Source organism: Methylomonas sp. HW2-6, from assembly GCF_052474525.1.
In genome coordinates this window covers 3,378,059-3,399,125 of the sequence record NZ_CP184124.1, presented here as the reverse complement: position 1 = coordinate 3,399,125, position 21,067 = coordinate 3,378,059, and the positions used below count along the sequence as shown (strand labels likewise).

Genomic DNA, 21,067 nt, shown 5'->3' with positions numbered 1-21,067 from the left:
GTTGCTTGGAGTTAAGGGCGCGAGCTAGCGTTCAGTAGGTCGGTCAGACTTTTGATTTCGGTATCGGCATCGACCTGATGAGTAATGTCGTATTGCACGCCGAGGTAATAAATAACCCGTTGTTTACGGTCGAACAACGGCACGATTTTGAGCCGGTTATGAAACAAGCTGCCGTCCTTACGGTAATTGCGTAGCGTGACTTCGACCGCTTCGTGACGCTGCATCGCCTCCGCAATTTGGAAGCGCGCGTCTTGGTCGCGGTCCTTGCCTTGCAAAAACCGACAATTGTGGCCGATGATTTCGTCCTGGCTATACCCGGTCAAGCGTTCGAAGGCTTTGTTGGCATAAACGATCGGTGCGTCTTCTTGGTCTGGGTCGGCAAGCGTCACGCCATTCACGCATTCGTCAAGAATGGCCGACAACACTTGCGGAATCAGTCCGTTATCTTTTTCAACGACAAAAGCCATAAATACACTCCACTAAGCTTGGGCTGTTGGATTGGAATCGTACATAATCAGATTTTTGATCTGTTCTACGGTGTTTTCCGCGCCTTCTTCGATCGCGCAACGGATCAGTTTTTCGAAAGGCCGCATGAATATGTCCAGTTGCAGAAATTCGAACCGGAAGGTAAGGCGGGTCTGCGGCCGGTCGCCCTCCGGCTGTAGCAGGTAACTTTGTCGGTAAGGCTGGGTCAGGCCTTGCACGGCCAGCTTGGTCAGGGGTTGGTACTCGGCAATTTCGAATACCGATTCGACTTCTTCGCCGCTGTCGTGGCGAATCTGCCGGGCTTTGGCGCCGACAAAGACTTGTTCGCCGTCCAATGGCTCGAAATCCACCAAGTCTGCCGCCCATTTTGGGTAATTTTCAAAAAAGTCGTGGCCGACGAACTCGAATACCTCACTTAACGGTTGTTCTATCTCGATACTGGCCTCGGCGGCCACGGGTTTGTTGGCGTCGAACGGTAGTTTGATTTGCATTTGCTGCTTCCCCCTGGTTGGCGGCGCTGAGAAAACGCCAGGTGAGGCCGGACTTTCCTGTCCGGTCTGCTTATGATCGCGGCCGCGGATCGCGCAGCGCGGCGCATCCTCCGTAGAGTAAGTGCGATAAACCGGAGTAAACCAAAAGCTGGCGGTAGTTGTCGTCTACTTCGATCTGGTTGATCGAACAATAGAACTCAAGCGAGGCAATCAACAACAGAAAAAATATGCCTAATGCCGCCAACGCTTCCGGCCGGTTGTCCAGTTTGTAGAAACTATAGACCGCAACTTGCATCAAGCATAGATAAAACATCATCAGCCGCATGTTATTGGCCAATGGCCCGTACAAATCGCTGTTATCGGTAAAAAACAGCGGATTGCCGAGTATGGCGGCGATGCCGCCGATCAGTAGCGTAATCACGGCGGCATTGAAATTGACCTGCAACACCAGCTGCAAAAAATTTAAGGTTCTAACGGATGCTGTTTGGTTTTGCATATTGCTAACCTCTGAAAAAAATACCCTCCAGGAGTACAGCGTTTGGAGGGTACATAGAGGAGGACTGTTAAGAAGCGAGTGCGCTTCCTTGACCGATTTGGCCGTCGGCTTCGCTGGAGAGTTCCGGCTGGTCCGTCTCGGCTTCGAAAGTCATTTCAGGTTCAGGTTCCGGTTGCGGCGGTTCGATCATCCGGCCCTGCATCAGTTCGTCGATTTGGAATTTATCGATGGTTTCCCAATCCATCAGGGCTTGCGCCATGTTGTGCAGGATCTCGATGTTTTCCTTCAGGATGTTCTCGGCACGTTTGTAATTGCTGTCGATCACATGCCGGATTTCTTCGTCTATGGTTTGCGCCATTTTTTCCGACATCGGTTTGGCCTGCGGCCCCATGTACCCGCCCTCGCTATCGCCGTAGTCCATCGGACCCAACCGCTCGGACAAGCCCCATTTGGTCACCATATTGCGGGCAAGTTGGGTGGCGCGCATGATGTCGTTGGAGGCGCCGGTAGTCACTTTGTTTTTACCGTAGATCAGTTCTTCGGCAACCCGGCCGCCGAACAGACTGGCGATCTGGCTTTCCAGTTTGTCCTTGGAAGCGCTGTACTGATCGCGCTCCGGCAGGAACATGGTGATGCCCAGGGCGCCGCCGCGCGGCATGATGCTGACTTTGTAAACCGGGTCGTGCTCGGGTACATTGCGGCCGACGATCGCGTGGCCGGCTTCATGGTAAGCGGTCATCAACAAGTCTTCCTTGGACATGATCATCGTCCGTTTTTCGGCGCCCATGATCATTTTGTCGCGCGCTTTGTCCAGGTCGTTCATGGTCACGACTTTCTTATTATTGCGTGCCGCGAACAAGGCGCCTTCGTTGATCAGATTCGCCAGTTCAGCGCCGGAGAAACCCGGTGTGCCGCGCGCCAAGTCGGTCAGATTCACGTCTTCGGATAGCGGTACCCGGTCGCCGTGGACTTTCAGAATTTGCTCGCGGCCTTTGATATCGGGCAAACCGACTTGGACCTGGCGGTCGAAGCGGCCCGGCCGTAACAGGGCTTTGTCGAGAATGTCCGAGCGGTTGGTCGCGGCGATGACGATGATGCCTTCGCTACCGCTGAAACCGTCCATTTCTACCAGCAACTGGTTCAAGGTTTGCTCGCGCTCCTCGTTACCGCCACCCATGCCGGCGCCGCCGCGTTGGCGGCCAACCGCATCGATCTCGTCGATAAAGATGATGCAAGGGGCACGTTTTTTGGCTTCGGTGAACATGTCCCGCACCCGCGCCGCACCGACGCCGACGAACATTTCGACGAAATCGGAACCGGAGATCGAGAAGAAGGGGACTCCCGCTTCGCCGGCTATGGCTTTGGCCAGCAACGTTTTACCGGTACCCGGAGGGCCAACCATCAACACGCCGCGCGGAATCTTGCCGCCCAGAGCTTCGTATTTGCCGGGATCGCGCAGGAAATCGACCATTTCTACCACGTCATGCTTGGCTTCTTCGCAGCCGGCGACGTCTTTGAAGCGGATCTTGATCTGGTCCTCGGCCATCAATTTGGCCCGGCTTTTGCCGAACCCCATTTGGCCGTCGCGGCCGCCCATCGCTGCGGCCTGCTTGCGCATGAAGTAGACCAGCACGGCGATCAGCAACAGGGTCGGCGCCCAGGAAATAAAGATTTGCATCAGGGTGGACGGTTGTTGCGGTTTTTCCACCTTGATTTTCACCCCGTATTCCAGCAACTCGTCGATCATTCGCATGTCGTTCGGGTTGTAGGTGGAGAACCGGGTGCCGTTCGGACGGCGGCCGTCGACGTAATTGCCGTCGATCACCACTTCTTCGACCGCTTTGTTGCGAACGTCTTCGATAAAGTCGGAATACGAAATTTCGTAGTGCGGATCGTATTGCGGCATGCCGCGGTTGAAAATGGCCGATATGATCAAACCGACCGCAGCGAAAATCGTCAGAATAATGAAATACTTTTTCATGATTTCGCTCCGGTGTTATTTCTCGCTGGAGAAATATTTGAAGAAATCCGAGTTCGGCTTCAGCACCAAGGTATCCTGCGTTTTTTCGAAGGAGGTTTGATAGGCCTGCAGACTGCGGTAGAAAGCGTAAAACTCCGGATTTTTGCCGAAACTCTTAGCGTAAATCTCGGCCGATTGAGCGTCGCCGCGACCGCGGATATTCTCGGCGTCGCGTTGGGCATTGGCGACGATCACTTGTTTTTGCTTATCGGCTTCGGCGCTGATCTGCTCGGCGCTTTCCGCACCCTGCGAGCGGAATTCGCGGGCGACCCGCTCCCGTTCGGCGCGCATGCGCTGGAATACCGAGCTACTCACTTCCTGCGGCAGATCGATCCGTTTGATGCGGATATCGATCAGCTCTATGCCGAACTTCTCGGCGGTCGGCGACAACTTGGCCAACAGCGTTTCGCGCAATTCGCTACGGTCTTCCGAGATCAATTGCTTGATGGTACGCACGCCGAATTCGCTGCGCATCGCGTCTTTCATGATTTGGTCGAGGCGGAGATTGGCTTGAAACTCGTCGCCGCCGACCGTGGTATAAAAGAGGCCCACATCACCTATCCGCCATTTGGCGAACGAGTCGACAATAACGTTCTTCTTTTCGGAGGTAAGAAAACGCTCGGACTTGGCGTCCAAGGTCAGCACGCGCGCATCAAACGTACTGACATTATTGATGAGGGGGGCCTTAAAGTGGAGTCCGGGCTTGTAGTCGGATTCGACCATCTCGCCGAGACGAAACAGAATGGCTTTCTCGTGTTCCTTCACGTAGAAAACCGACATGTAACCGAGTACCAACAGGGACAGACCGGCTGGAATCAAAATTTGGGTTCTGCTGCTCATTGTTTGCTCCTGCTTGGGCGTAAATCGGTGCCGACGGTTTTGCGGACCGCGCCTTTATCGGCGTTGTGCGGTTCGGATACCGATTCGACTTCGTTATTGCTGGCTGCGCCGGTGCCGTGTTGTTGGAAGGTTTGCGGCATCGGCATGTACAGCGTTGGATTGGTATTGTCGGCTTCGAGCATCACTTTGTTCGTGTTGCTGTACAGTTTTTCTTTGGCTTCCAGGTACAGGCGCTTGCGGGTGATGGCCGGGCTTTTTTCGTATTCCACCAGCAGTTGGTCGAAGCGTTCGGTTTCGCCTTTGGCTTTGGCGACTTTTTCCGCTTCGTAGGCTTCGGCTTCCTGCACAATCCGTCCCGCCGCACCGCGGGCCTTCGGAATCACTTCGTTGGCGTAGGCTTCGGCTTCGTTGATCAGGCGTTGTTTATCCTCGCGGGCGCGGATGGCGTCTTCGAAGGCGCCTTGCACTTCCTCGGGCGGTTGCGCATCTTGCAGATTGACGCTGGCGATGCTGATACCGGTTTTGTATTCATCCATACCGGCCTGAATCTGTTCCTTGATTTCGGCAACAATCTGGCTACGGCCCTCGGTCAGGACGAAGTCCATACTGTTGCGGCCGATCACGGCCCGTTCGACGCTCTCGGTCAGTTGTTTCAACGTGTTTTCGTTGTTCTTCACGTTGAACAGATAATCTCTGGCGTTGTTAATTTGGTATTGAACCGCTAAGCGCACGGCGATAATGTTTTCGTCGGCGGTCAGCATTAACGACTCTTGCGGAATCAGCGACGATTTGCTGATGCGGCTGCTGTCGGTATAGCCCACTTCAATGAAGCGTTGTTGTTCGACATTAACGATGGCAACGTTCTCGAACGGTACCGGAATGTGCCAGTTCGGGCCGGGCATCGTGGTTTCCGAGTAGGCGCCGAAGCGGGTTACCACGCCGCGGTTGCCCTGGTCGACGATGTAGAAGCCGCTGGCCAGCCAGACTACCGCCAAGGTGCCGCCCACCGCAGAAGCCACTTTCCCGGTGGAAAACATGCTTTTGTGGCCGTTGAAAAAATCGCCGGTCTTTTCCGACACCTGCTTCCAATACTTGTCTATCTCCAGCCTCCAATCCGGTTGTGGCGTCTGCTTACTGGTATTGTGTTTTTCTGATGACATAATCACTCCTCTTGTAGTGTTCGCCTGACCTGAGTCATTGATTGTTATTGTTAACCGTCCTTGGGTTCGAGAAATAGCATAAGGTCAAAGCCGAACTGTTGTTTCAATTTTTTTAACGCTTCGTTCTGGATTTGCCGGACTCTTTCCCGAGTAACATGCAGTTGGTCGGCAACGGCTTGCAAAGTCATTTCCGTGTGATCGCGCAAGCCGAAGCGCATCGTCAGAATCGCTGCCTGTTTTTCCGGCAACGACGCCACCGCTTTGTCGACGTATTGAGCTAGATCGTTGTCAATTAGTTCATCGAGCGGCAGACTGAACTGGTGCTGTTGCATCTTCGCCATCATATCCAGGCCGTCGTCTTCGTCGCCGATCGCAGCGTCCAGGGAGTGGGTGGATTGGTAATAACTGCTGATGGTTTTGATCTCTTGTTCGGTCAGGTCGCAGCAGGCCTTGAGCTCGGCGATGCTTGGCCAGCGTTCGGTCTTTAGGTAGCAGTTGCGCATGGCCTCGAACACTACCGAGGCTTTTTCCGCCAAGGCCACCGGCAAACGCACGATTTTTTCCTGTTTGACGATCAAGCGCGATATGGCTTGTTTGATCCAATAGATAGCGTAAGTTGAAAAGCAGATGCCGCGTTCCGCATCGAAACGGTCGACCGCTTTAATCAAGCCGACCAAGCCTTCTTGCATCAGGTCGTCGAAACTCAGATTGCTGGTTTTGTATTTGTGGGCCACGAACGCCACCAATCCGGTGTTGGCCGATATGGTTTGTTGGCGGATGGTTTTCAATTCGCGAATTGCCACTTTGAGTTCGGCTGAATAATCAGAGTCTAAGGCGGGATCAGCGGCCAGCGTTTTCAGGATGTCGCCGGCGCTATCGAGCAGGAACACCGGCAACAAGTGCAAGCTGTACAACAACTGGTTTACTGTACGCCGGTGGGGATCCAAAAGTTGTACAATGTTTTGCGGTTGTACAACTTCTTGCGCGGCTTTGAAGTTGGCTGCGGTATTTTGTACAAGTGACTCTTGCTTGTACAACAGTTCTATCAGGCGCTTGGCTTCGTCCGAATTTTTCGCAATCATCAATTCGGAGCAATCGATGCCGCGCTGCAGTTCGTTGAGTAAACGTTTGGCTATCAGCGGACTAACCTGCTGATTATCAAGCAATAACTGGTTGAGACGGTTCCGGGCTTGCTCCATGCGCACGCTTAAGGTGCCTGGCTCGGCATCCGCGATAGTGACTGTCTCGCTAGCAAAGGATAGTGCGGCTGTATTAGACATAATCGTTTCGCTCGTTGAATTAAGTTGTTGGCAAATACGTTACTAGATTGTAAAATGTTTGTCAAAATAAAATATGTACAAAACGTGAACAATGTACTCAATTAAAGCCATTACATCGTTAACGGGTTTGACACCGGAAACGCTAAGAGCCTGGGAACGCCGCTATGCTTGTGTCACGCCGGCGCGCAACGACACCGGCAGGCGGTTCTATTCGCAGCAGGATCTGGACAAGTTGACGCTGTTGGTGAACTTGACCGGGCAAGGGCATTCCATCGGTAAACTCGCCGGTCTGAGCTGGCAACAGCTCAGCGATTTGCAAAACCAGTCTGAACTACAGCAGCGGCGCGAGCCGGTGCCGTTTCTGGAGCAAATTGCAGATGCCTTGCGCGAATACCGTATCGAACGTTGCGAGCAGTTATTGAAGAAAGCGTTGCTGGTCAGCGAGCCATTGGACTACGCCCGCGACGTTTTGTTGCCGGCGATGCAAAAGGTCGGGGATTTGTGGCACCGGGGCAAAATCAACATCGCCCAGGAGCATATGTTCTCGTCCTGCGTGAAACGGATCGTGCTCAGTATGGTGAACAATCTGCATCGCCATTCCCGCAACAATCCGGGCATTATGTTGGCCACGCCCAGCGGCGAGCCGCACGAATTCGGCATATTGGTCAGTTGCTTGATCGCCGCGGCGCAGAACTACAATTGCTATTACCTGGGTGCAGATTTACCGGCGGAAGACATCATCGAAGCAGCGCGGCACTTGGCGCCTGAGTTATTGGTGATCGGCATGGTGAAAACCCCGCCGGAAGCGGTTACGGTCGAGCATTTGCACCGACTGCTGGATGCGGCCCGGCAGGACGATTTGAAAGTCTGGTTGGGCGGTGGCGGTGCGTTGTATTTGTTGGGCGCGGAAGATCCTGCGGTCGCCAACGTAGATGTCGTCTCCGATATCGACCAATTCAACGCCAAGATCCGGCAGCAGCGGATTTCACATTAAACCGGCCGTAGGCCGGCACTATTTATCGCAGCGTCGCTAAGAAGCGACGAATTGGCCGACGTAAGGGTTGCTGCGCATTTCGGCGCCGAAAGTCGACATCGGGCCATGGCCGGGAATGAATTTGACGTCTTCGCCCAGCGGCCAAAGCTTGTTGACGATCGAATCGATCAAGGTCTGGTAATCGCCTTTCGGGAAATCGGTGCGGCCAATCGAACCTTTGAACAGCACATCGCCCACCAACGCCAGTCGTTCCGTCTCGCTGAAAAACACCACATGGCCGGGGGTATGGCCAGGGCAGTGGATGACCTGTAACACTTCGTTGCCGATCTTGACCGTGTCGCCGTCGTTCAGCCAGCGCTGCGGCGTGAAGCCGGCCGACTGCGGAAAGCCGAACATGCGGCATTGTTCCGGTAACAATTTGATCCAGAAATCGTCTTCCAACTGCGGCCCGATGATCGGTAACGACAACTTGGCGGCCAGTTCGGCCGTACCACCGACATGATCCAGATGGCCGTGGGTCAACAGTAAGGCCTCCAGTTCGACTTCTTGTTTTGTCACTTCGCTCAGCAGCAAATCGATGTCGCCGCCCGGATCGACCAAAGCGGCTTTATGGGTTTGTTCGCAGACGAGTAGGGTGCAGTTTTGTTGGTAGGCTGTGACGGGGATGATGGTGTAGCGCATGGAAGTTGAATTGAGGGTTAGTCCCAGGCACCTTGACATTTCTGGTTTTGTTCAGTGAGGCGGCCGTTTTTTAGAGTGATATCAGCTGTTGATTTTCTAGTTGGAAAATTCGGCGCATCATTCTCTGTATTTTCCAGAACATCAAGCGTGAAAACCTTATCACCATGGGTGTTTAAATAGGTTGTTTTTACATCAAGCTTCGGGATTGTCCGGCACCCCTTACCGCCTACAGGCATGAAGTCAACCAATGGGTAACTATCTGGTTTGCCATTCTCGCCTTCTCCAAATTCGAAAACAGCCAGATATTGAGTCCAGCCGTTGCCGCCGGTGTAACCTTCAAGAGTAAAAATTGCCAGAAAGTTAACCGCAATTGAATTTAGGCTGATGGCTTGTACTTCCCAAGATTTCGACGGAGAGGAGCCGTATGAGTCACTTAATAATTCAGTCAGCTTTTTTATTTGAATCTCTAGCTCAGCAGGGATACCGGATTTTGTGGTTTCGGCATGTCCTATTGAAATGAAGCAAGTTAATAAAACAACTAACCCAAAGAATCTCATATAAATGCAATCGATTTTTAGATGTTCAACAGCAAATGCGCCGGAGCTTCCAAGCATTCCTTGATGATGCCGAGGAATTGCACCGCTTCCTTGCCGTCCACCAGACGGTGGTCGTAGGACAAGGCCAGGTACATGATCGGCCGGATCACGATTTCGCCGTTCTCGACCACCGGCCGGTCCTTGATCGCATGCATGCCCAAAATCGCGCATTGCGGCGGGTTTAAGATCGGTGTGGACAGCATCGAGCCGAAGATGCCGCCGTTGGTGATGGTAAAGGTGCCGCCGCTGAGGTCTTCGACGCTGATCGAGCCGTTGCGGGCTTTGTTGCTGAAGTCGTGGATGCCTTTTTCGATGCCGGCGAAATCGAGCTGGTCGGCGTCGCGCAAAATCGGCACGATCAAGCCGCGCTGAGTCGTGACGGCGATACCGATGTCGTAATAACCGTGGTAGATGATGTCGTTACCGTCGATCGAGGCGTTGATGGCCGGGAAGCGTTTCAAGGCTTCGATGGACGCCTTGACGAAAAACGACATGAAGCCGAGTTTGATGTTGTGCTTGGCTTCGAACCGGTCTTTATATTGGTTGCGCAGTTCGATGACCGCTTTCAGGTTGACTTCGTTGAAGGTGGTTAACATTGCCGCGTTTTGTTGGGCCTGCAACAGCCGCTCGGCAACCTTGGCCCGCAACCGGGTCATTGGTACCCGTTGCTCAGGCCGCAATGCGGCAATAGCCGTCGCGGAAAGCGGAGAATGGCTACTGTCGGCCGCTGAAGCAACCACGGCGGGCGCCGGTTCCGGCTGCACTTGCTGGTCTTGCAAATAGTCCAGCACGTCGCTTTTCAGAATCCGGCCGTGTTTGCCGGAGCCGTGGATTGAGCTTGGGTCCAGTTCCTTTTCGGCTACCAGTTTGCGGACCGACGGGCTGAGCGGCGCTTCCTCCGGCTTTGCCGCCGGCGCGGTCGCCTTGGCGCTCTGCACATCGAGCTTGGCCAGCAACTGGCCACCGACGACGGTTTCGCCGTCTTGAACGACGATGACTTCCAGTGTGCCGGATTTCGGGGCCGGCACTTCCAGAATCACTTTATCGGTCTCCAGGTCGGCCAGATTTTCGCCTTCGTTGATCCATTCCCCGGCCTGTTTGTGCCAAGCGACCAGCGTGGCGTCGGACACCGATTCGGGGAGACTGGGTACCAAAATATCAAAGCTCATGTTTGTTTCCTTCGTTGTTTCCGTAAAGAGCGGCATGAACTACCGCACGTTGTTCTTGCAAGTGGGTTTTGTAATTACCCACCGCCGGCGCGGCGCAAGGCGGTCGGCCGGCATAATGAATCGGGATGTTGTTGTCCACCAAATCGAAGAAATGGTGCTTGCTTTGGTACCAGGCGCCCTGGTTTTTCGGTTCTTCCTGGCACCAGTAGATTTGTTCCAGATTGGGGAATTTGTCAATCTCCTGTTTGAAACGGTCGTTCGGGAACGGGTACAGTTGTTCGATACGGACGATCGCCACGTGCTTCAGGTCGTCCGCGCGCCGGGTTTCCAGCAAGTCGTAGTAAACCTTGCCGGAGCAGAGAATCAAGCGCGTGACGTGAAATGGATCGATATCGTCCTGTTCGCCGATCACGGTCTGGAATTCGCCGTTAACCAGTTCGTCCAGTTCCGACACCGCCAGTTTATGACGCAGCAGGCTTTTCGGGCTCATTACAATCAGCGGTTTACGGTATTCGCGCACCACTTGCCGGCGCAGCAAATGGAAAATTTGGGCCGGGGTGGTCGGTACGCAGACCTGGATATTCTGGTCGGCGCATAATTGCAGATAGCGTTCCAGGCGGGCCGAGGAATGCTCCGGGCCCTGGCCTTCGAAACCGTGCGGCAACAGCATCACCAAGCCGCTGAGTTTGCCCCATTTGGTTTCGCCGGAACTGATGAATTGGTCGATCACGACTTGGGCGCCGTTGGCGAAATCGCCGAATTGCGCCTCCCAGATGATTAGTTTGTTGGGTTCGGTCGAGCTGTAGCCGTATTCGAAGCCGAGTACGCCTGCCTCCGACAGCAGCGAGTTGAAAATTTGTGCCCGGCCCTGGTTTTCGGCCAGCTGCTTCAGCGGTATGTAATTTTCGCCAGTGGCTTGATTCAGCAAAATAGCGTGGCGGTGGGAAAAGGTGCCGCGGCCGATGTCCTGGCCGGTCAGGCGTAAGTCGTAACCGTCCATTAGCACGGTGGCGTAGGCCATGTTCTCGGCAAAGCCCCAATCCATCGGCATTTCGCCGGCCGCCATCTTGTTGCGGTCTTCCATGACTTTTGCGACGCGCGGATGCAATTCGAAACCCTCGGGCAAGGATTGCAGGCGCTGGTTGCAGAACCGAATTCGCTCCGGCGTGACGGAAGTATCTGCCGGAATGTCCCAGTGTTTATTCAGAAACCGTTCCCAGCGTGCCGAGTAAGAATAGGCCTTGTTTTCGATGATGGGCCGCGAAACCGGCAAGCCTTCGTTCAGTTGTTGCAGATAATGCTGTTCCAGTTGTTGCACCCCGGCCTCGTCGATGACACCGTCGGCGATCAGTTTCTGCGCGTAGATTTGCGGCGGCGTCAAATGGTCGCGGATGGCTTTGTACATCATGGGCTGGGTGGCAGCCGGCTCGTCGGCTTCGTTATGGCCGTGGCGGCGGTAGCAGATCAAATCGATCACCACGTCCTTATGGAAGGTGTTACGGTAATCCAGCGCCAATTGGGTGATGAAAATGACCGCTTCCGGATCGTCGCCGTTGACGTGGAACACGGGCGCCTGAATCATGTTGGCTACGTCGGTACAGTATAAGGTAGAGCGGGCGTCGAACGGATTGCTGGTCGTAAAACCGATCTGGTTATTGATAACGATATGTACTGTGCCGCCGGTGGAAAATGCCCGAGTTTCCGACATGTTCAGGGTTTCCATGACGATGCCCTGGCCGGCAAACGCCGCGTCACCGTGAATTAAAATCGGCACGATCGCATCGATGCCGCCGACGCCGTGCCGGTCCTGGCGGGCTTTGACCGAGCCTTCCACCACTGGATTGATGATTTCCAGATGCGAGGGGTTGAACGCCAGTGTCAGATGGATCGGGCCACCCGGTGTGGCGATGTTCGAAGAGAAACCCTGGTGGTATTTGACGTCGCCGGTCAGCACGCCGGGGGAAGAGGTGTGGGTGCCTTCGAATTCGCCGAATAACACGGCCGGGCTTTTGCCGAGTATATTAATAAGTACGTTGAGCCGGCCGCGGTGGGCCATGCCGATGACAATTTCCTTGAATTTGTGTTCGCCGGCGCGTTGAATCAATTCGTCGAGAATCGGGATCAGCGATTCGCCGCCTTCCAGCGAGAAGCGTTTTTGGCCGACGTATTTTCGGTGCAGGAATTTCTCCAGGCCTTCGGCGGCAATGAGTAGTTTTAGCAGCCAGATGCGTTTTTCCGGGTGGCTGGAGAAGTCGGGTTTTGCCCCTTCCAACTTGTTCTTGATCCAGCGTTTGGATTCGTCGTCGACGATGTGCATGTATTCGCTGCCGATGCTGCCGCAGTAGATTTCCTTCAAGGTCTGCAGGATGGCTTTCAGTGGCAGGCGGTCGATACCGCACAGGCCGCCGGTATCGAATAAGGTGCTCATATCCGCTTCGGTCAGGCCGTAATACAAGGGCTCCAGATCGGCCGGGACGGTCGGTGAGCCGCGTAACGGATTGTTGGCGGCGATTTGGTGGCCTTTGACCCGGTAGTGGTTGATCAAGCGAGCCACGGCGGATTGCTTCTTTACGCTTTGTTCGGTAAAGCCCTGCATCCGGGCCAGTTTGCCCGGTTCGGCGATAGCCAGTTTCTCGAACCGGTCGACAATCGCGCTGTGCGGCGTGTCTTCGGCCGAGCCGCTGCGGATGGCGTCAAAGCGGGCGCGCCAACTGGGACTTATGGTATCCGGCGCATTCAAGTATTGTTCGTACAGGTATTCGACGTAGTGGGCATTGCCGCCGTACAGCGAGGAGGATTCTTCGAATTCTTTAAGCAAGCTACTCATTGCAAACGTCCTGGTTATCGGCAAGTTGAAGTCAATTATGTTAGAGCGAAAATGCTATATTACCAAGCGTGGGGTGATGATAGCGGTCGCGGTTTCGGCGCAAGTTCTGTTTTATTAACAAGGCAAAGGCATGACGGATAATAGAGTCGTTATAAAAATAAACTACGATAAAACTAAAACGGCAAAGCAGATAAATCCGCCGCAGACTATTACTGTTTGGCATACCGGAAGAATCGCTATTGCCTTGGTTTTACTGCTGCTATTTTCGCTGTTTTTGTACTTTACGTTTAGCGGATCCGAGCAGCCGGGCAATACTCAGACCGATACGGCTGGAAAAGTTCAAGAGCCTGAGTCGAATCAGATTTCCAGCGCAAACAACTCGGAGCCGCCTGCGGCCGATGGCTTGGCTATCAATAAGGTGTATACCAAGGAGATTCCGCTTGCACAACAGTTGCAAGCGGAGAACACCAAAACCGAGCTGCTGGGCACGCGTCCGCTGGGCATTATTTTCGATCGCCGGGTGATTCGCGCTTCGCTGAATACCCGGTTGAAAGATAACGAACCCGACCAGCCAATAGCAGGAGCGTTTGCCGTGGTAAAGGGAAAACCTATAGAGTTGTTTTATTTTACCGAGATAAAAAATCCGGGAAGGCTGGTGTTATTTCACGAGTGGTTGCGAAACAAACAAGTAGTGCAGCATAAACAATTAGATTTGAAAGAAACCCGCTCCAAGGTATGGTCAAGCAAAACTTTGTCGTATAAAGACGTCGGCGAGTGGCAAGTAAGGTTGTCGGATAAGAAAGGTAAGGTATACTCTGAGGTGAAATTTTCATTATCCGCGGAATAATAGTTTTTTTCGCTAAAACTTAGTGATAGAATCCGCGCCGTCTTTTGATTAAAGAGGAAAATATGACTGATTTTAATAAATTATCCGAAGCAGAGTTACAAGCCGTTATCGATAATGCCGAAAAAGCGTTGAAAGAAAGGCAATTCAGCAAACGTAAAGAAGTTATCGCCCAAATTAAAGAGTTGGCCGCGTCGATTGGTGTGACCGTTGATATTCACGACGGCGATAAAAAGTCCGAAAGAAAAGTCTCTAAAGTTGCAGCGCGATACCGCAACCCGAACAATTCGGCATTGACTTGGTCAGGCAGAGGTTTGGCGCCGAAATGGATGCAGGAACTGCTGGCGGCAGGTCGCGATAAATCCGAATTCGAAATCAAGTAATTCCGGATAGTTGCTTCGTCCAATCCTGTAAGCGCTCAGCCACCCAAATGCCGTCGTCCAATATCAGGTCGTGTCCGGCCCAAGGGTGGCTTAGCCATGGAACATTCCATCGGCCATGGATGGCTTTCGAACATTCCTGAGCGACGATTCTGTCGCCTTTTCCGCTCAATAGCAGTACCGGAGTTTGGTTTGCGCAAGCAGTCGGCCGATAGCGCGACGCTGCGTACAGTTGACGTAGCGCATTTCTGACACTGACCGGTCTTTGTCGTTGAATATGGGCCCAGGTTTCGGCCAGTTCATGGTCGTAGTCGCGGCGGTTACTGGTCAGGCGGATAATCGCCAACTCTCTGCGGTAGACATCCTTTTCCAGCATAATTTGCAGCAAGCGTCGGTAGCTTTGCCAGCGCAGGCGATGAAAGAATGGGCTGAGCCCGGCAAAGCTGGTATTCAACAGCGCAACGCCGGCAATATCGCCCGGATATCGCTGCAACCATTCCCAGGCCACCATGCCGCCCAGAGACAGCGCCAGAAGGTTGACCGGCCGCTGCAGCATACCGGCTTCCGCCGCCCGTTGACGTACCCATTCGCTGATCTCTTCTATCCGCTTCGGGCTGGTCTCACGGTGGAACGTGCCGGCGCCCGGTAAATCGATACAATGGACGGTAGCGGCCGGAAATGCCGATTGCAGCAAGCTGGGGAAATTTCCCCAATGGCCGGCCTCTCGGCATAGACCGCGCAGCAGTATCCAGTCTTCAGTGCGGTGGCTGGCCATACCATAACTCCAATGCCTGGCTTTGATTCAGTTCCCGTTGCGACTCGTCGAATTTCGCCCATCGATTTGGGTACAACAAGCATCGAAACAAAAAGTCGAATAAGGTTAAATGACGGCGCAATATGCGTTGTTGCCGATGCGGTAACAGCGGGTGAAACAAGCCGTGGCGTTGAAATAAATGAGTCGGGCTTTTTCTTAGCCAGAGCCAGGAGCCCATCTCGAGTGTCAGCGGCAAGAACAGCTTGCGTTGCCGGTAGCGGTCGGTGAAGTCGTCGTACAGGTAATCCCATAAATCGCCGCTTATCACATATTCCTGACTCATCGGTTCGATTTTATAAAAATGGTGCGGGTAGCAGCGGTCGAACAACTGTTTCAATGCGTAGGCGTCGGCCAGGTCGGGAAAGGGCGTTTGCCGAGACGCGTACGGAAACCACAGGCGGTCGTGAATACCGAAGCCGGAATGCAGATCCACGGCAATCGCCAGCGGCGCGTCGAACAGGTGGCGGTGCACCACCCGACATAGGGCCTGGGCTTCTTTTTCCATCTTGGATTCGTCGCCGCGGTACCAGGGCAGTTTCGGGCTCAAGCGCTGGCCGCTGTATAAGCGGGTATTGCCGTCGCTTTCGATCGGCGAATTGCGCATTAAATCCACACCGCGGCCGTTACAGCGGGTCCCCCGAAACACGCCGACCGGATTGACCAGGGGCATGAACACCAGGCGAGCTTTGCTTAAACGTTGGTTCAGTTCTTCGTCCCAATCCAGCAACTCGCACAGCGTATGCAGATAGGCCAAAATCACTTCGGAACCGATTTTTTCCAGGCCGTGTACGCCGCCGAAGTAGGCCAGCACCGGCACATCCGGCGCGGTGGAGCCTATCGTCAGACAGTGGATCGGAAACCGGCGGCCGGCATGTTCGACGGTTTCGACGACCTCGCACTGGGCGCGGCTGCCCAAGCGGGCGACAATTGTTTCCAATTGCTCCAGTTCAGGGAATGGACGCTGTTTCATGAGTCGGTCGGTGCGCGGTGGATTACCCGGCCAAGGATTTTTCGATATAGCGCTGGCGTTTTTTCGGCGCGATTTTGTCGACTTCGACCATGATCAGGCTGTCGATGCAATTGTTGAAGTCCGGATCGATATTGAAATCGATGAAATGGCAACCCTTATCCACGCACAATTCCACATATTGTTTGTATAAGGTGGGTACTTTGACGCCGAGTTTTTTCAATTCGCTGTTCAGTACTTTGAAGCTGGTCGAATAGTCGGCATTGAATTCGCTGGCGGCGAAGGCCTGGCCGGCCTCGGAAATGATGAACGGCTTGCGGGCTTTGGTTTGATGCGGCTCGGCACCGAATTGCTGCCGGTAAAAGCCGATGATCAGTTCTTTGGCGGCGTGCGGATAGGCGTTGCTGATGCTGACCGGACCGAACAGGTATTTGATGTCGGGCCGTTCCCTTAAATAAGCGCCGATGCCGTACCACAAATAATCCAGACTATGTTGGCCCCAATAACGCGGTTGGACGAAGCTGCGGCCCAGTTCGATGCTGTTGGGTAAGTAATCGACGAACTCGCCGCGCAAATCGAACAGGGTTTGCGTATAAAAACCGTCGATGCCGTGGCTGGCCATGATGGCCGGGCCGTCGCCGATGCGATAGGCGCCGACGATTTCCAGATCGTTGTCGTCCCACAACACGATGTGGCTGTAATAGATATCGAACTTATCCAAGTCTAGCGCCAGGCCGGTGCCTTCTTCCACGGTGCGGAAGGTCAATTCCCGCAGCCGGGCAATCTCCTGCATCACCGGGCAGTCGTCGCGGAACTGGTACAAAAAAATTTTTTTGCCGTCGCGAGTTTCGCCCAGTAAGCGGGACTGGAACAAGGCCTTTTTGACTGCTTTGGTATCGGACGGATGCACCACGGTGGCGACCGTATCGAACAGCGGCGCCTTGTTTTTCTTGCCCAGGTTTTGCACATGCTTACGAAAGCGCTGGCTGAGTTGTTTGTTGGTTTCCGGGCTGTCGGCGAGCGCTTGGAACGGCACCGGTGCGCCGACCAGGAATTTGATTTCCTGGCCTTTTTTGTTGAACATCTCCTTGACCAGCAACATCGTGCCCAGCGGTTTGTAAAGCGTCGAGGCGCTGTAAAACAAGGCCGAATTCTTGGCCTTGATATAAATCGGCAGTACCGGCGACTGGGTTTTGCGCGCCAGTTTGACGAATCCGCTTTGCCAGGCGCCGTCGCGGATGCCTTTGGGCGTGATGCGCGAAACTTCGCCGGCCGGGAAAAAAATCACGGCTTCTTCGTTTTCCAGCGCGTCGATCATGGTCTTGTACACGTCCTTGAACTTCTTTTTTTCGGACAGCACGTCGACCGGCAGGAAGATCGATTGCAACGGTTCCATGTGGGATAGCACGCGGTTGGCGACGATGCGTACGTCGGGCCGGACCGAGCGGATCAGTTTCACTAAGGCCAGCCCGTCCAGGGTGCCGATCGGGTGGTTGGCGACGATGATCAGTCGGCCTTCGGCAGGGATGTTGTTGTAGGAGTCGTTACCGATCTGGTAACTGAAGTTGAAGTATTTCAGCAGTTTGTCTAAAAACGCAAAGCCGCGTAAGTGCTGGTTTTTGCGGATCACGTCGTTGAAATCGTCTTCGTGGATCAGCTTTTTCAAAGCTTTGACCACCAATGTGTTGTCCTTGCCTAATTTGAAGTCGGGGTAGGTTTCATGCAGTATGCGTTCGGCGTCGATCATCGAAGAGAGTCCAGAAATAACGGTATGCCGCGAATTCTAGACAGCGAATATGTCAGAAATATGTCAAAGCTGGCGCTGGGGGCGGAGGGCCGGAAAACCGGCTTGAACTCGAATGCCGGCCCGCCTTGGCGTAGACGGGCCGGTTGCGATGTTGTCGGCGAGAACTTTATAGGCTTGCCGAAAACTGATCTCGTGGAGCTTGGCCGGTAAATCAGCCTTGCAGCGCCTTTAATAAAGCCTGCAATTTATCGTTGGCGTCGCCGAACAGCATCCGGGTGTTGTCGTGAACGAACAGCGGGTTGCCGACCCCGGCATAGCCCGACGCCATCGAGCGCTTCATGACGATGGTGGTACCGCCTTTCCAGCATTCCAGTACCGGCATGCCGGCAATCGGACTGTTCGGATCGTCCAGGGCCGACGGGTTGACGATGTCGTTGGCGCCGATGACGATCGAGACGTCGACGTGGGGGAAGTCCTCGTTGATTTCGTCCATCTCGAATACGATGTCGTAAGGCACTTTCGCTTCCGCTAACAACACGTTCATATGACCAGGCATCCGCCCGGCGACCGGATGGATCGCGAAACGCACCTTCTTGCCGTGGCTGGTCAGGTATTTGGTAATTTCATTGACCGTGTGTTGAGCTTGGGCAACCGCCATGCCGTAGCCGGGGATGATGACGATGTCTTTCGAATCGCGCAGCAGTTGTGCGGTTTCCTCGACCTCTATCGGCTGCACTTCGCCGACCACTTCCGCCGCTTCGCCGCCGGCACTGCCGAAACCGCCAGCGATTACGCTCAAGAAATGGCGGTTCATCGCCCGGCACATGATGTAACTCAGAATCGCACCGCTGGAACCGACCAATGCACCGGTGACGATCAGCAAGTCGTTGCTGAGCATGAAGCCGGTGGCCGCCGCCGCCCAGCCCGAGTAGCTGTTCAGCATCGACACCACCACCGGCATGTCGGCACCACCGATCGCCATCACCATATGCACGCCGAATACCAGGGCGATAGCGGTCATGATCAACAGTGGCGTCATGCCACCGCCGGCGGCGGCACCGTCGAGAAAGCTCCCGCCCAAGATGAAGGTGGCGACGAACAAACCCAGATTCAGCCAATGGCGGGCCGGCAGTAACACCGGCTTGCCGTTGATTTTGCCGCAGAGTTTGCCGAAAGCGATCACCGAGCCGGAGAAAGTGACGGCACCGATGAAGATGCCGATGTAAATCTCCAGTTCGTGAATCGTGCGCTCGACTCCGGTGAGGGTGTTGGAGTGGTCGAGAAAGCTGGCATAGCCGACCAATACCGCGGCCATGCCGACCAAACTGTGCATCAGCGCCACCAGTTCCGGCATTTGCGTCATTTCCACCTTGGCGGCGGCACGGGCACCGATGGCGCCACCAATCAACAAGGCTACACTCAACCAGCCGTAGGCAGTGACATCTTCGCTGAGTACCGTGGCAATGATCGCAATCGCCATGCCCAGCATACCGAAGTAATTGCCGCGCCGCGAGGTGTCTTGCCGGCTGAGGCCGCTCAAGCTGAGGATGAATAAAATAGAGGCCGCAATATAGGCCATGGTTACCATTCCGTTCGACATTGCGTTTCCCCTATTTTCTGAACATGGCGAGCATGCGCCGGGTGACCAGGAAGCCACCGGCGATGTTGATCGAAGCGATCAGGATCGCCAGAGCCGACAGGCCGGCGACGATTTCGGTGGCTGAAGACACTTGCACCAAAGCGCCGATGACGATGATGCCGCTGATGGCGTTGGTTACGCTCATCAGCGGCGTGTGCAACGACGGCGTTACGTTCCAGATCACCATGTAGCCGACGAAGCAGGCCAGCACGAATACGGTGAAGTGAGCCAAAAACGAGGCCGGCGCCACCGCGCCGACCCCAAATAACGCCAGGCCGGCCAATGCCATCGGCAAAAATTGCCGTACCGGCTCCGGTAGCAGCGGTTTTTTCGGTTCGATAGCGGTTTCCGCTACGGCCGCAGCCGCTTTGGGGGCGGCCGACAATTGCGGCGGTGGCGGCGGCCAAGTGATTTTGCCTTCTTTGATGACGGTGGCGCCGCGAATTACTTCGTCGTCGAAGTTGACGTTCAGCGTACCGTCCTTGGTCGGACACAGGTCGGTCAGCAAATGCCGTAAATTGGTGGCATACAGTTGGCTGGACTGGTTGGCCAGCCGGCTCGGCAGGTTGGTGTAACCGATGATGGTGACGTCGTGTTTGACCACGACTTGGTTCTTCTCGGTCAATGCGCAGTTGCCGCCTTGCTCGGCCGCCAGATCGACGATGACGCTGCCCGGTTTCATCGAGGCCACCATCTCGGCGGTGATCAGTTCCGGCGCCGGTTTGCCAGGAATCAATGCGGTCGTGATGATGATGTCGACTTCCTTAGCTTGCTGGGCGAACAAGGCCATTTCGGCGGCGATGAATTCTGCGGACATCACCTTGGCATAGCCGCCGCTACCGGAGCCGTCTTCCTGGAAATCCAGCATCAGGAATTCGGCGTCCATACTCTCGATTTGTTCTTTGACTTCCGGCCGGGTGTCAAAGGCGCGGACAATGGCGCCCATGCCCTTGGCGGCGCCGATCGCGGCCAGACCGGCGACGCCGGCACCGATCACCAGCACTTTGGCCGGCGGGATCTTGCCGGCGGCGGTGATCTGACCGGTAAAGAAGCGGCCGAAATGTTGGGCGGCTTCGACGATGGCGCGGTAGCCGGCGATGTTGGCCATCGAGCTTAACGCGTCCATTTTCTGCGCCCTGGACATGCGCGGTACGCTGTCCATCGCCAGTACCGTGGCGTTTTTGGCGGCTAATTTCTGCATCAGCGCTTCGTTCTGCGCCGGCCAGATGAAACTGATCAGATGTTGCCCGTCGCGCAGTAAGTCGGCTTCGTCGATGCCGAGTTGCGGATGGTGCTGCGGGGCGCGGACTTTCATGACGATGTCGCTTTGCTGCCACAGTTCCTGAGCCGTACCGACAATCTGCACGCCGGCGGCGCGATAAGCGTCGTCGGAGATGTTGGCGTCTGCTCCGGCGCCGCTTTCCAGCAGCATTTCGAACCCCAGTTTTATTATTTTTTCCGCGGCTTCCGGCGTTGTGGCAACGCGTTTTTCGCCGTCGTAGATTTCTTTGGGAACACCGATTTTCATAATTTCTCCTGTTGTGTGGAGGGATATAACGGATCGCATAGGCCGAAAAACCCGCGGGCGAGAATAGGTGATTGATTGGCTTTAATCAATTGTTTTCTGCGGCCTGCC

General features: G+C 54.7%; 19 protein-coding genes. 3 read left to right on the top strand and 16 right to left on the bottom strand.

Going from position 1 to position 21,067, the window contains the following annotated elements; genetic code table 11:
• Positions 1–11 precede the first annotated feature (11 nt).
• From ACH518_RS16425 to ACH518_RS16395, 7 genes are all read right to left on the bottom strand, one after another.
• On the bottom strand, positions 12–467 hold the full coding sequence (locus ACH518_RS16425; RefSeq protein ID WP_140912639.1) for a PAS domain-containing protein: 456 nt from the start codon (positions 465–467) through the stop codon (positions 12–14).
• A 12-nt stretch (positions 468–479) separates the two neighbouring features.
• The gene (locus ACH518_RS16420; protein WP_140912640.1) at positions 480–977 is read right to left on the bottom strand and encodes an SRPBCC family protein; all 498 of its coding nucleotides are present in this window, start codon (positions 975–977) and stop codon (positions 480–482) included.
• Between the two features lie 70 nt (positions 978–1,047).
• Positions 1,048–1,473, bottom strand: a complete 426-nt coding sequence (locus tag ACH518_RS16415) for a hypothetical protein (RefSeq protein ID WP_278211630.1) — start codon at positions 1,471–1,473, stop codon at positions 1,048–1,050.
• A 67-nt stretch (positions 1,474–1,540) separates the two neighbouring features.
• Positions 1,541–3,454, bottom strand: coding sequence for an ATP-dependent zinc metalloprotease FtsH (gene ftsH, locus ACH518_RS16410; protein WP_445370867.1), 1,914 nt, complete (start codon positions 3,452–3,454; stop codon positions 1,541–1,543).
• Positions 3,455–3,469: 15 nt separating this feature from the next.
• Positions 3,470–4,333 carry a protease modulator HflC gene (gene hflC, locus ACH518_RS16405; RefSeq protein WP_140912643.1) on the bottom strand — a complete coding sequence of 288 codons (864 nt, stop codon included), beginning with the start codon at positions 4,331–4,333 and terminating at the stop codon, positions 3,470–3,472.
• Positions 4,330–5,493: an FtsH protease activity modulator HflK gene (gene hflK, locus ACH518_RS16400; RefSeq protein WP_445370866.1), complete on the bottom strand. Its 1,164-nt coding sequence runs from the start codon at positions 5,491–5,493 to the stop codon at positions 4,330–4,332. Before hflK ends, hflC begins: the two co-directional genes overlap by 4 nt.
• A gap of 50 nt (positions 5,494–5,543) precedes the next feature.
• Entirely contained in the window at positions 5,544–6,773 is a 1,230-nt protein-coding gene (locus ACH518_RS16395) for a sigma-70 family RNA polymerase sigma factor (protein ID WP_445370865.1), read from the bottom strand.
• Between the two features lie 91 nt (positions 6,774–6,864).
• Here ACH518_RS16395 and ACH518_RS16390 point away from each other — a divergent pair, with 91 nt between their 5' ends.
• Complete coding sequence (locus tag ACH518_RS16390) at positions 6,865–7,767, top strand: MerR family transcriptional regulator (protein ID WP_140912646.1); 903 nt, start codon at positions 6,865–6,867, stop codon at positions 7,765–7,767.
• Positions 7,768–7,803: 36 nt separating this feature from the next.
• Here ACH518_RS16390 and ACH518_RS16385 read toward each other — a convergent pair whose 3' ends face one another.
• The 4 genes from ACH518_RS16385 to ACH518_RS16370 are packed head-to-tail and all read right to left on the bottom strand — an operon-like array spanning position 7,804 to position 13,040.
• On the bottom strand, positions 7,804–8,448 hold the full coding sequence (locus ACH518_RS16385) for an MBL fold metallo-hydrolase (RefSeq protein ID WP_445370864.1): 645 nt from the start codon (positions 8,446–8,448) through the stop codon (positions 7,804–7,806).
• A gap of 17 nt (positions 8,449–8,465) precedes the next feature.
• The gene (locus ACH518_RS16380) at positions 8,466–9,062 is read right to left on the bottom strand and encodes a hypothetical protein (protein WP_140912648.1); all 597 of its coding nucleotides are present in this window, start codon (positions 9,060–9,062) and stop codon (positions 8,466–8,468) included.
• A complete protein-coding gene (odhB, locus tag ACH518_RS16375) occupies positions 9,023–10,213 on the bottom strand; it encodes a 2-oxoglutarate dehydrogenase complex dihydrolipoyllysine-residue succinyltransferase (protein WP_445370863.1) in 1,191 nt (396 codons plus the stop codon). Before odhB ends, ACH518_RS16380 begins: the two co-directional genes overlap by 40 nt.
• The gene (locus ACH518_RS16370; RefSeq protein WP_278211636.1) at positions 10,203–13,040 is read right to left on the bottom strand and encodes a 2-oxoglutarate dehydrogenase E1 component; all 2,838 of its coding nucleotides are present in this window, start codon (positions 13,038–13,040) and stop codon (positions 10,203–10,205) included. Before ACH518_RS16370 ends, odhB begins: the two co-directional genes overlap by 11 nt.
• Before the next feature lie 130 nt (positions 13,041–13,170).
• Between ACH518_RS16370 and ACH518_RS16365 the strand changes: the two genes are divergently transcribed.
• Positions 13,171–13,887, top strand: a complete 717-nt coding sequence (locus ACH518_RS16365; RefSeq protein WP_140912651.1) for a DUF2914 domain-containing protein — start codon at positions 13,171–13,173, stop codon at positions 13,885–13,887.
• Positions 13,888–13,949: 62 nt separating this feature from the next.
• The gene (locus ACH518_RS16360; RefSeq protein WP_278211638.1) at positions 13,950–14,267 is read left to right on the top strand and encodes an H-NS histone family protein; all 318 of its coding nucleotides are present in this window, start codon (positions 13,950–13,952) and stop codon (positions 14,265–14,267) included.
• On the opposite strand, the gene ACH518_RS16355 is transcribed toward ACH518_RS16360, so the two are convergent.
• The 5 genes from ACH518_RS16355 to ACH518_RS16335 form a co-directional block, all read right to left on the bottom strand.
• On the bottom strand, positions 14,260–15,039 hold the full coding sequence (locus ACH518_RS16355; RefSeq protein WP_445370862.1) for an alpha/beta fold hydrolase: 780 nt from the start codon (positions 15,037–15,039) through the stop codon (positions 14,260–14,262). The two genes, ACH518_RS16360 and ACH518_RS16355, sit on opposite strands and share 8 nt — an antisense overlap.
• Positions 15,020–16,048 carry a M14 family zinc carboxypeptidase gene (locus ACH518_RS16350; RefSeq protein WP_445370861.1) on the bottom strand — a complete coding sequence of 343 codons (1,029 nt, stop codon included), beginning with the start codon at positions 16,046–16,048 and terminating at the stop codon, positions 15,020–15,022. Before ACH518_RS16350 ends, ACH518_RS16355 begins: the two co-directional genes overlap by 20 nt.
• A 22-nt stretch (positions 16,049–16,070) precedes the next feature.
• On the bottom strand, positions 16,071–17,792 hold the full coding sequence (locus tag ACH518_RS16345; protein ID WP_445370860.1) for a lysophospholipid acyltransferase family protein: 1,722 nt from the start codon (positions 17,790–17,792) through the stop codon (positions 16,071–16,073).
• A gap of 211 nt (positions 17,793–18,003) precedes the next feature.
• The gene (gene pntB / locus ACH518_RS16340) at positions 18,004–19,392 is read right to left on the bottom strand and encodes a Re/Si-specific NAD(P)(+) transhydrogenase subunit beta (RefSeq protein WP_445370859.1); all 1,389 of its coding nucleotides are present in this window, start codon (positions 19,390–19,392) and stop codon (positions 18,004–18,006) included.
• 10 nt (positions 19,393–19,402) lie between these two features.
• On the bottom strand, positions 19,403–20,959 hold the full coding sequence (locus ACH518_RS16335; protein WP_140912656.1) for a Re/Si-specific NAD(P)(+) transhydrogenase subunit alpha: 1,557 nt from the start codon (positions 20,957–20,959) through the stop codon (positions 19,403–19,405).
• Between the last annotated feature and the right edge of the window lie 108 nt (positions 20,960–21,067).

Coding starts and splice junctions, on each gene's coding strand:
- ACH518_RS16425 (WP_140912639.1), bottom strand. CDS start 467: ATGGCTTTTGTCGTTGAAAAAGATAACGGACTGATTCCGCAAGTGTTG.
- ACH518_RS16420 (WP_140912640.1), bottom strand. CDS start 977: ATGCAAATCAAACTACCGTTCGACGCCAACAAACCCGTGGCCGCCGAG.
- ACH518_RS16415 (WP_278211630.1), bottom strand. CDS start 1,473: ATGCAAAACCAAACAGCATCCGTTAGAACCTTAAATTTTTTGCAGCTG.
- ftsH (WP_445370867.1), bottom strand. CDS start 3,454: ATGAAAAAGTATTTCATTATTCTGACGATTTTCGCTGCGGTCGGTTTG.
- hflC (WP_140912643.1), bottom strand. CDS start 4,333: ATGAGCAGCAGAACCCAAATTTTGATTCCAGCCGGTCTGTCCCTGTTG.
- hflK (WP_445370866.1), bottom strand. CDS start 5,493: ATGTCATCAGAAAAACACAATACCAGTAAGCAGACGCCACAACCGGAT.
- ACH518_RS16395 (WP_445370865.1), bottom strand. CDS start 6,773: ATGTCTAATACAGCCGCACTATCCTTTGCTAGCGAGACAGTCACTATC.
- ACH518_RS16390 (WP_140912646.1), top strand. CDS start 6,865: ATGTACTCAATTAAAGCCATTACATCGTTAACGGGTTTGACACCGGAA.
- ACH518_RS16385 (WP_445370864.1), bottom strand. CDS start 8,448: ATGCGCTACACCATCATCCCCGTCACAGCCTACCAACAAAACTGCACC.
- ACH518_RS16380 (WP_140912648.1), bottom strand. CDS start 9,062: ATGCTTGGAAGCTCCGGCGCATTTGCTGTTGAACATCTAAAAATCGAT.
- odhB (WP_445370863.1), bottom strand. CDS start 10,213: ATGAGCTTTGATATTTTGGTACCCAGTCTCCCCGAATCGGTGTCCGAC.
- ACH518_RS16370 (WP_278211636.1), bottom strand. CDS start 13,040: ATGAGTAGCTTGCTTAAAGAATTCGAAGAATCCTCCTCGCTGTACGGC.
- ACH518_RS16365 (WP_140912651.1), top strand. CDS start 13,171: ATGACGGATAATAGAGTCGTTATAAAAATAAACTACGATAAAACTAAA.
- ACH518_RS16360 (WP_278211638.1), top strand. CDS start 13,950: ATGACTGATTTTAATAAATTATCCGAAGCAGAGTTACAAGCCGTTATC.
- ACH518_RS16355 (WP_445370862.1), bottom strand. CDS start 15,039: ATGGCCAGCCACCGCACTGAAGACTGGATACTGCTGCGCGGTCTATGC.
- ACH518_RS16350 (WP_445370861.1), bottom strand. CDS start 16,048: ATGAAACAGCGTCCATTCCCTGAACTGGAGCAATTGGAAACAATTGTC.
- ACH518_RS16345 (WP_445370860.1), bottom strand. CDS start 17,792: ATGATCGACGCCGAACGCATACTGCATGAAACCTACCCCGACTTCAAA.
- pntB (WP_445370859.1), bottom strand. CDS start 19,392: ATGTCGAACGGAATGGTAACCATGGCCTATATTGCGGCCTCTATTTTA.
- ACH518_RS16335 (WP_140912656.1), bottom strand. CDS start 20,959: ATGAAAATCGGTGTTCCCAAAGAAATCTACGACGGCGAAAAACGCGTT.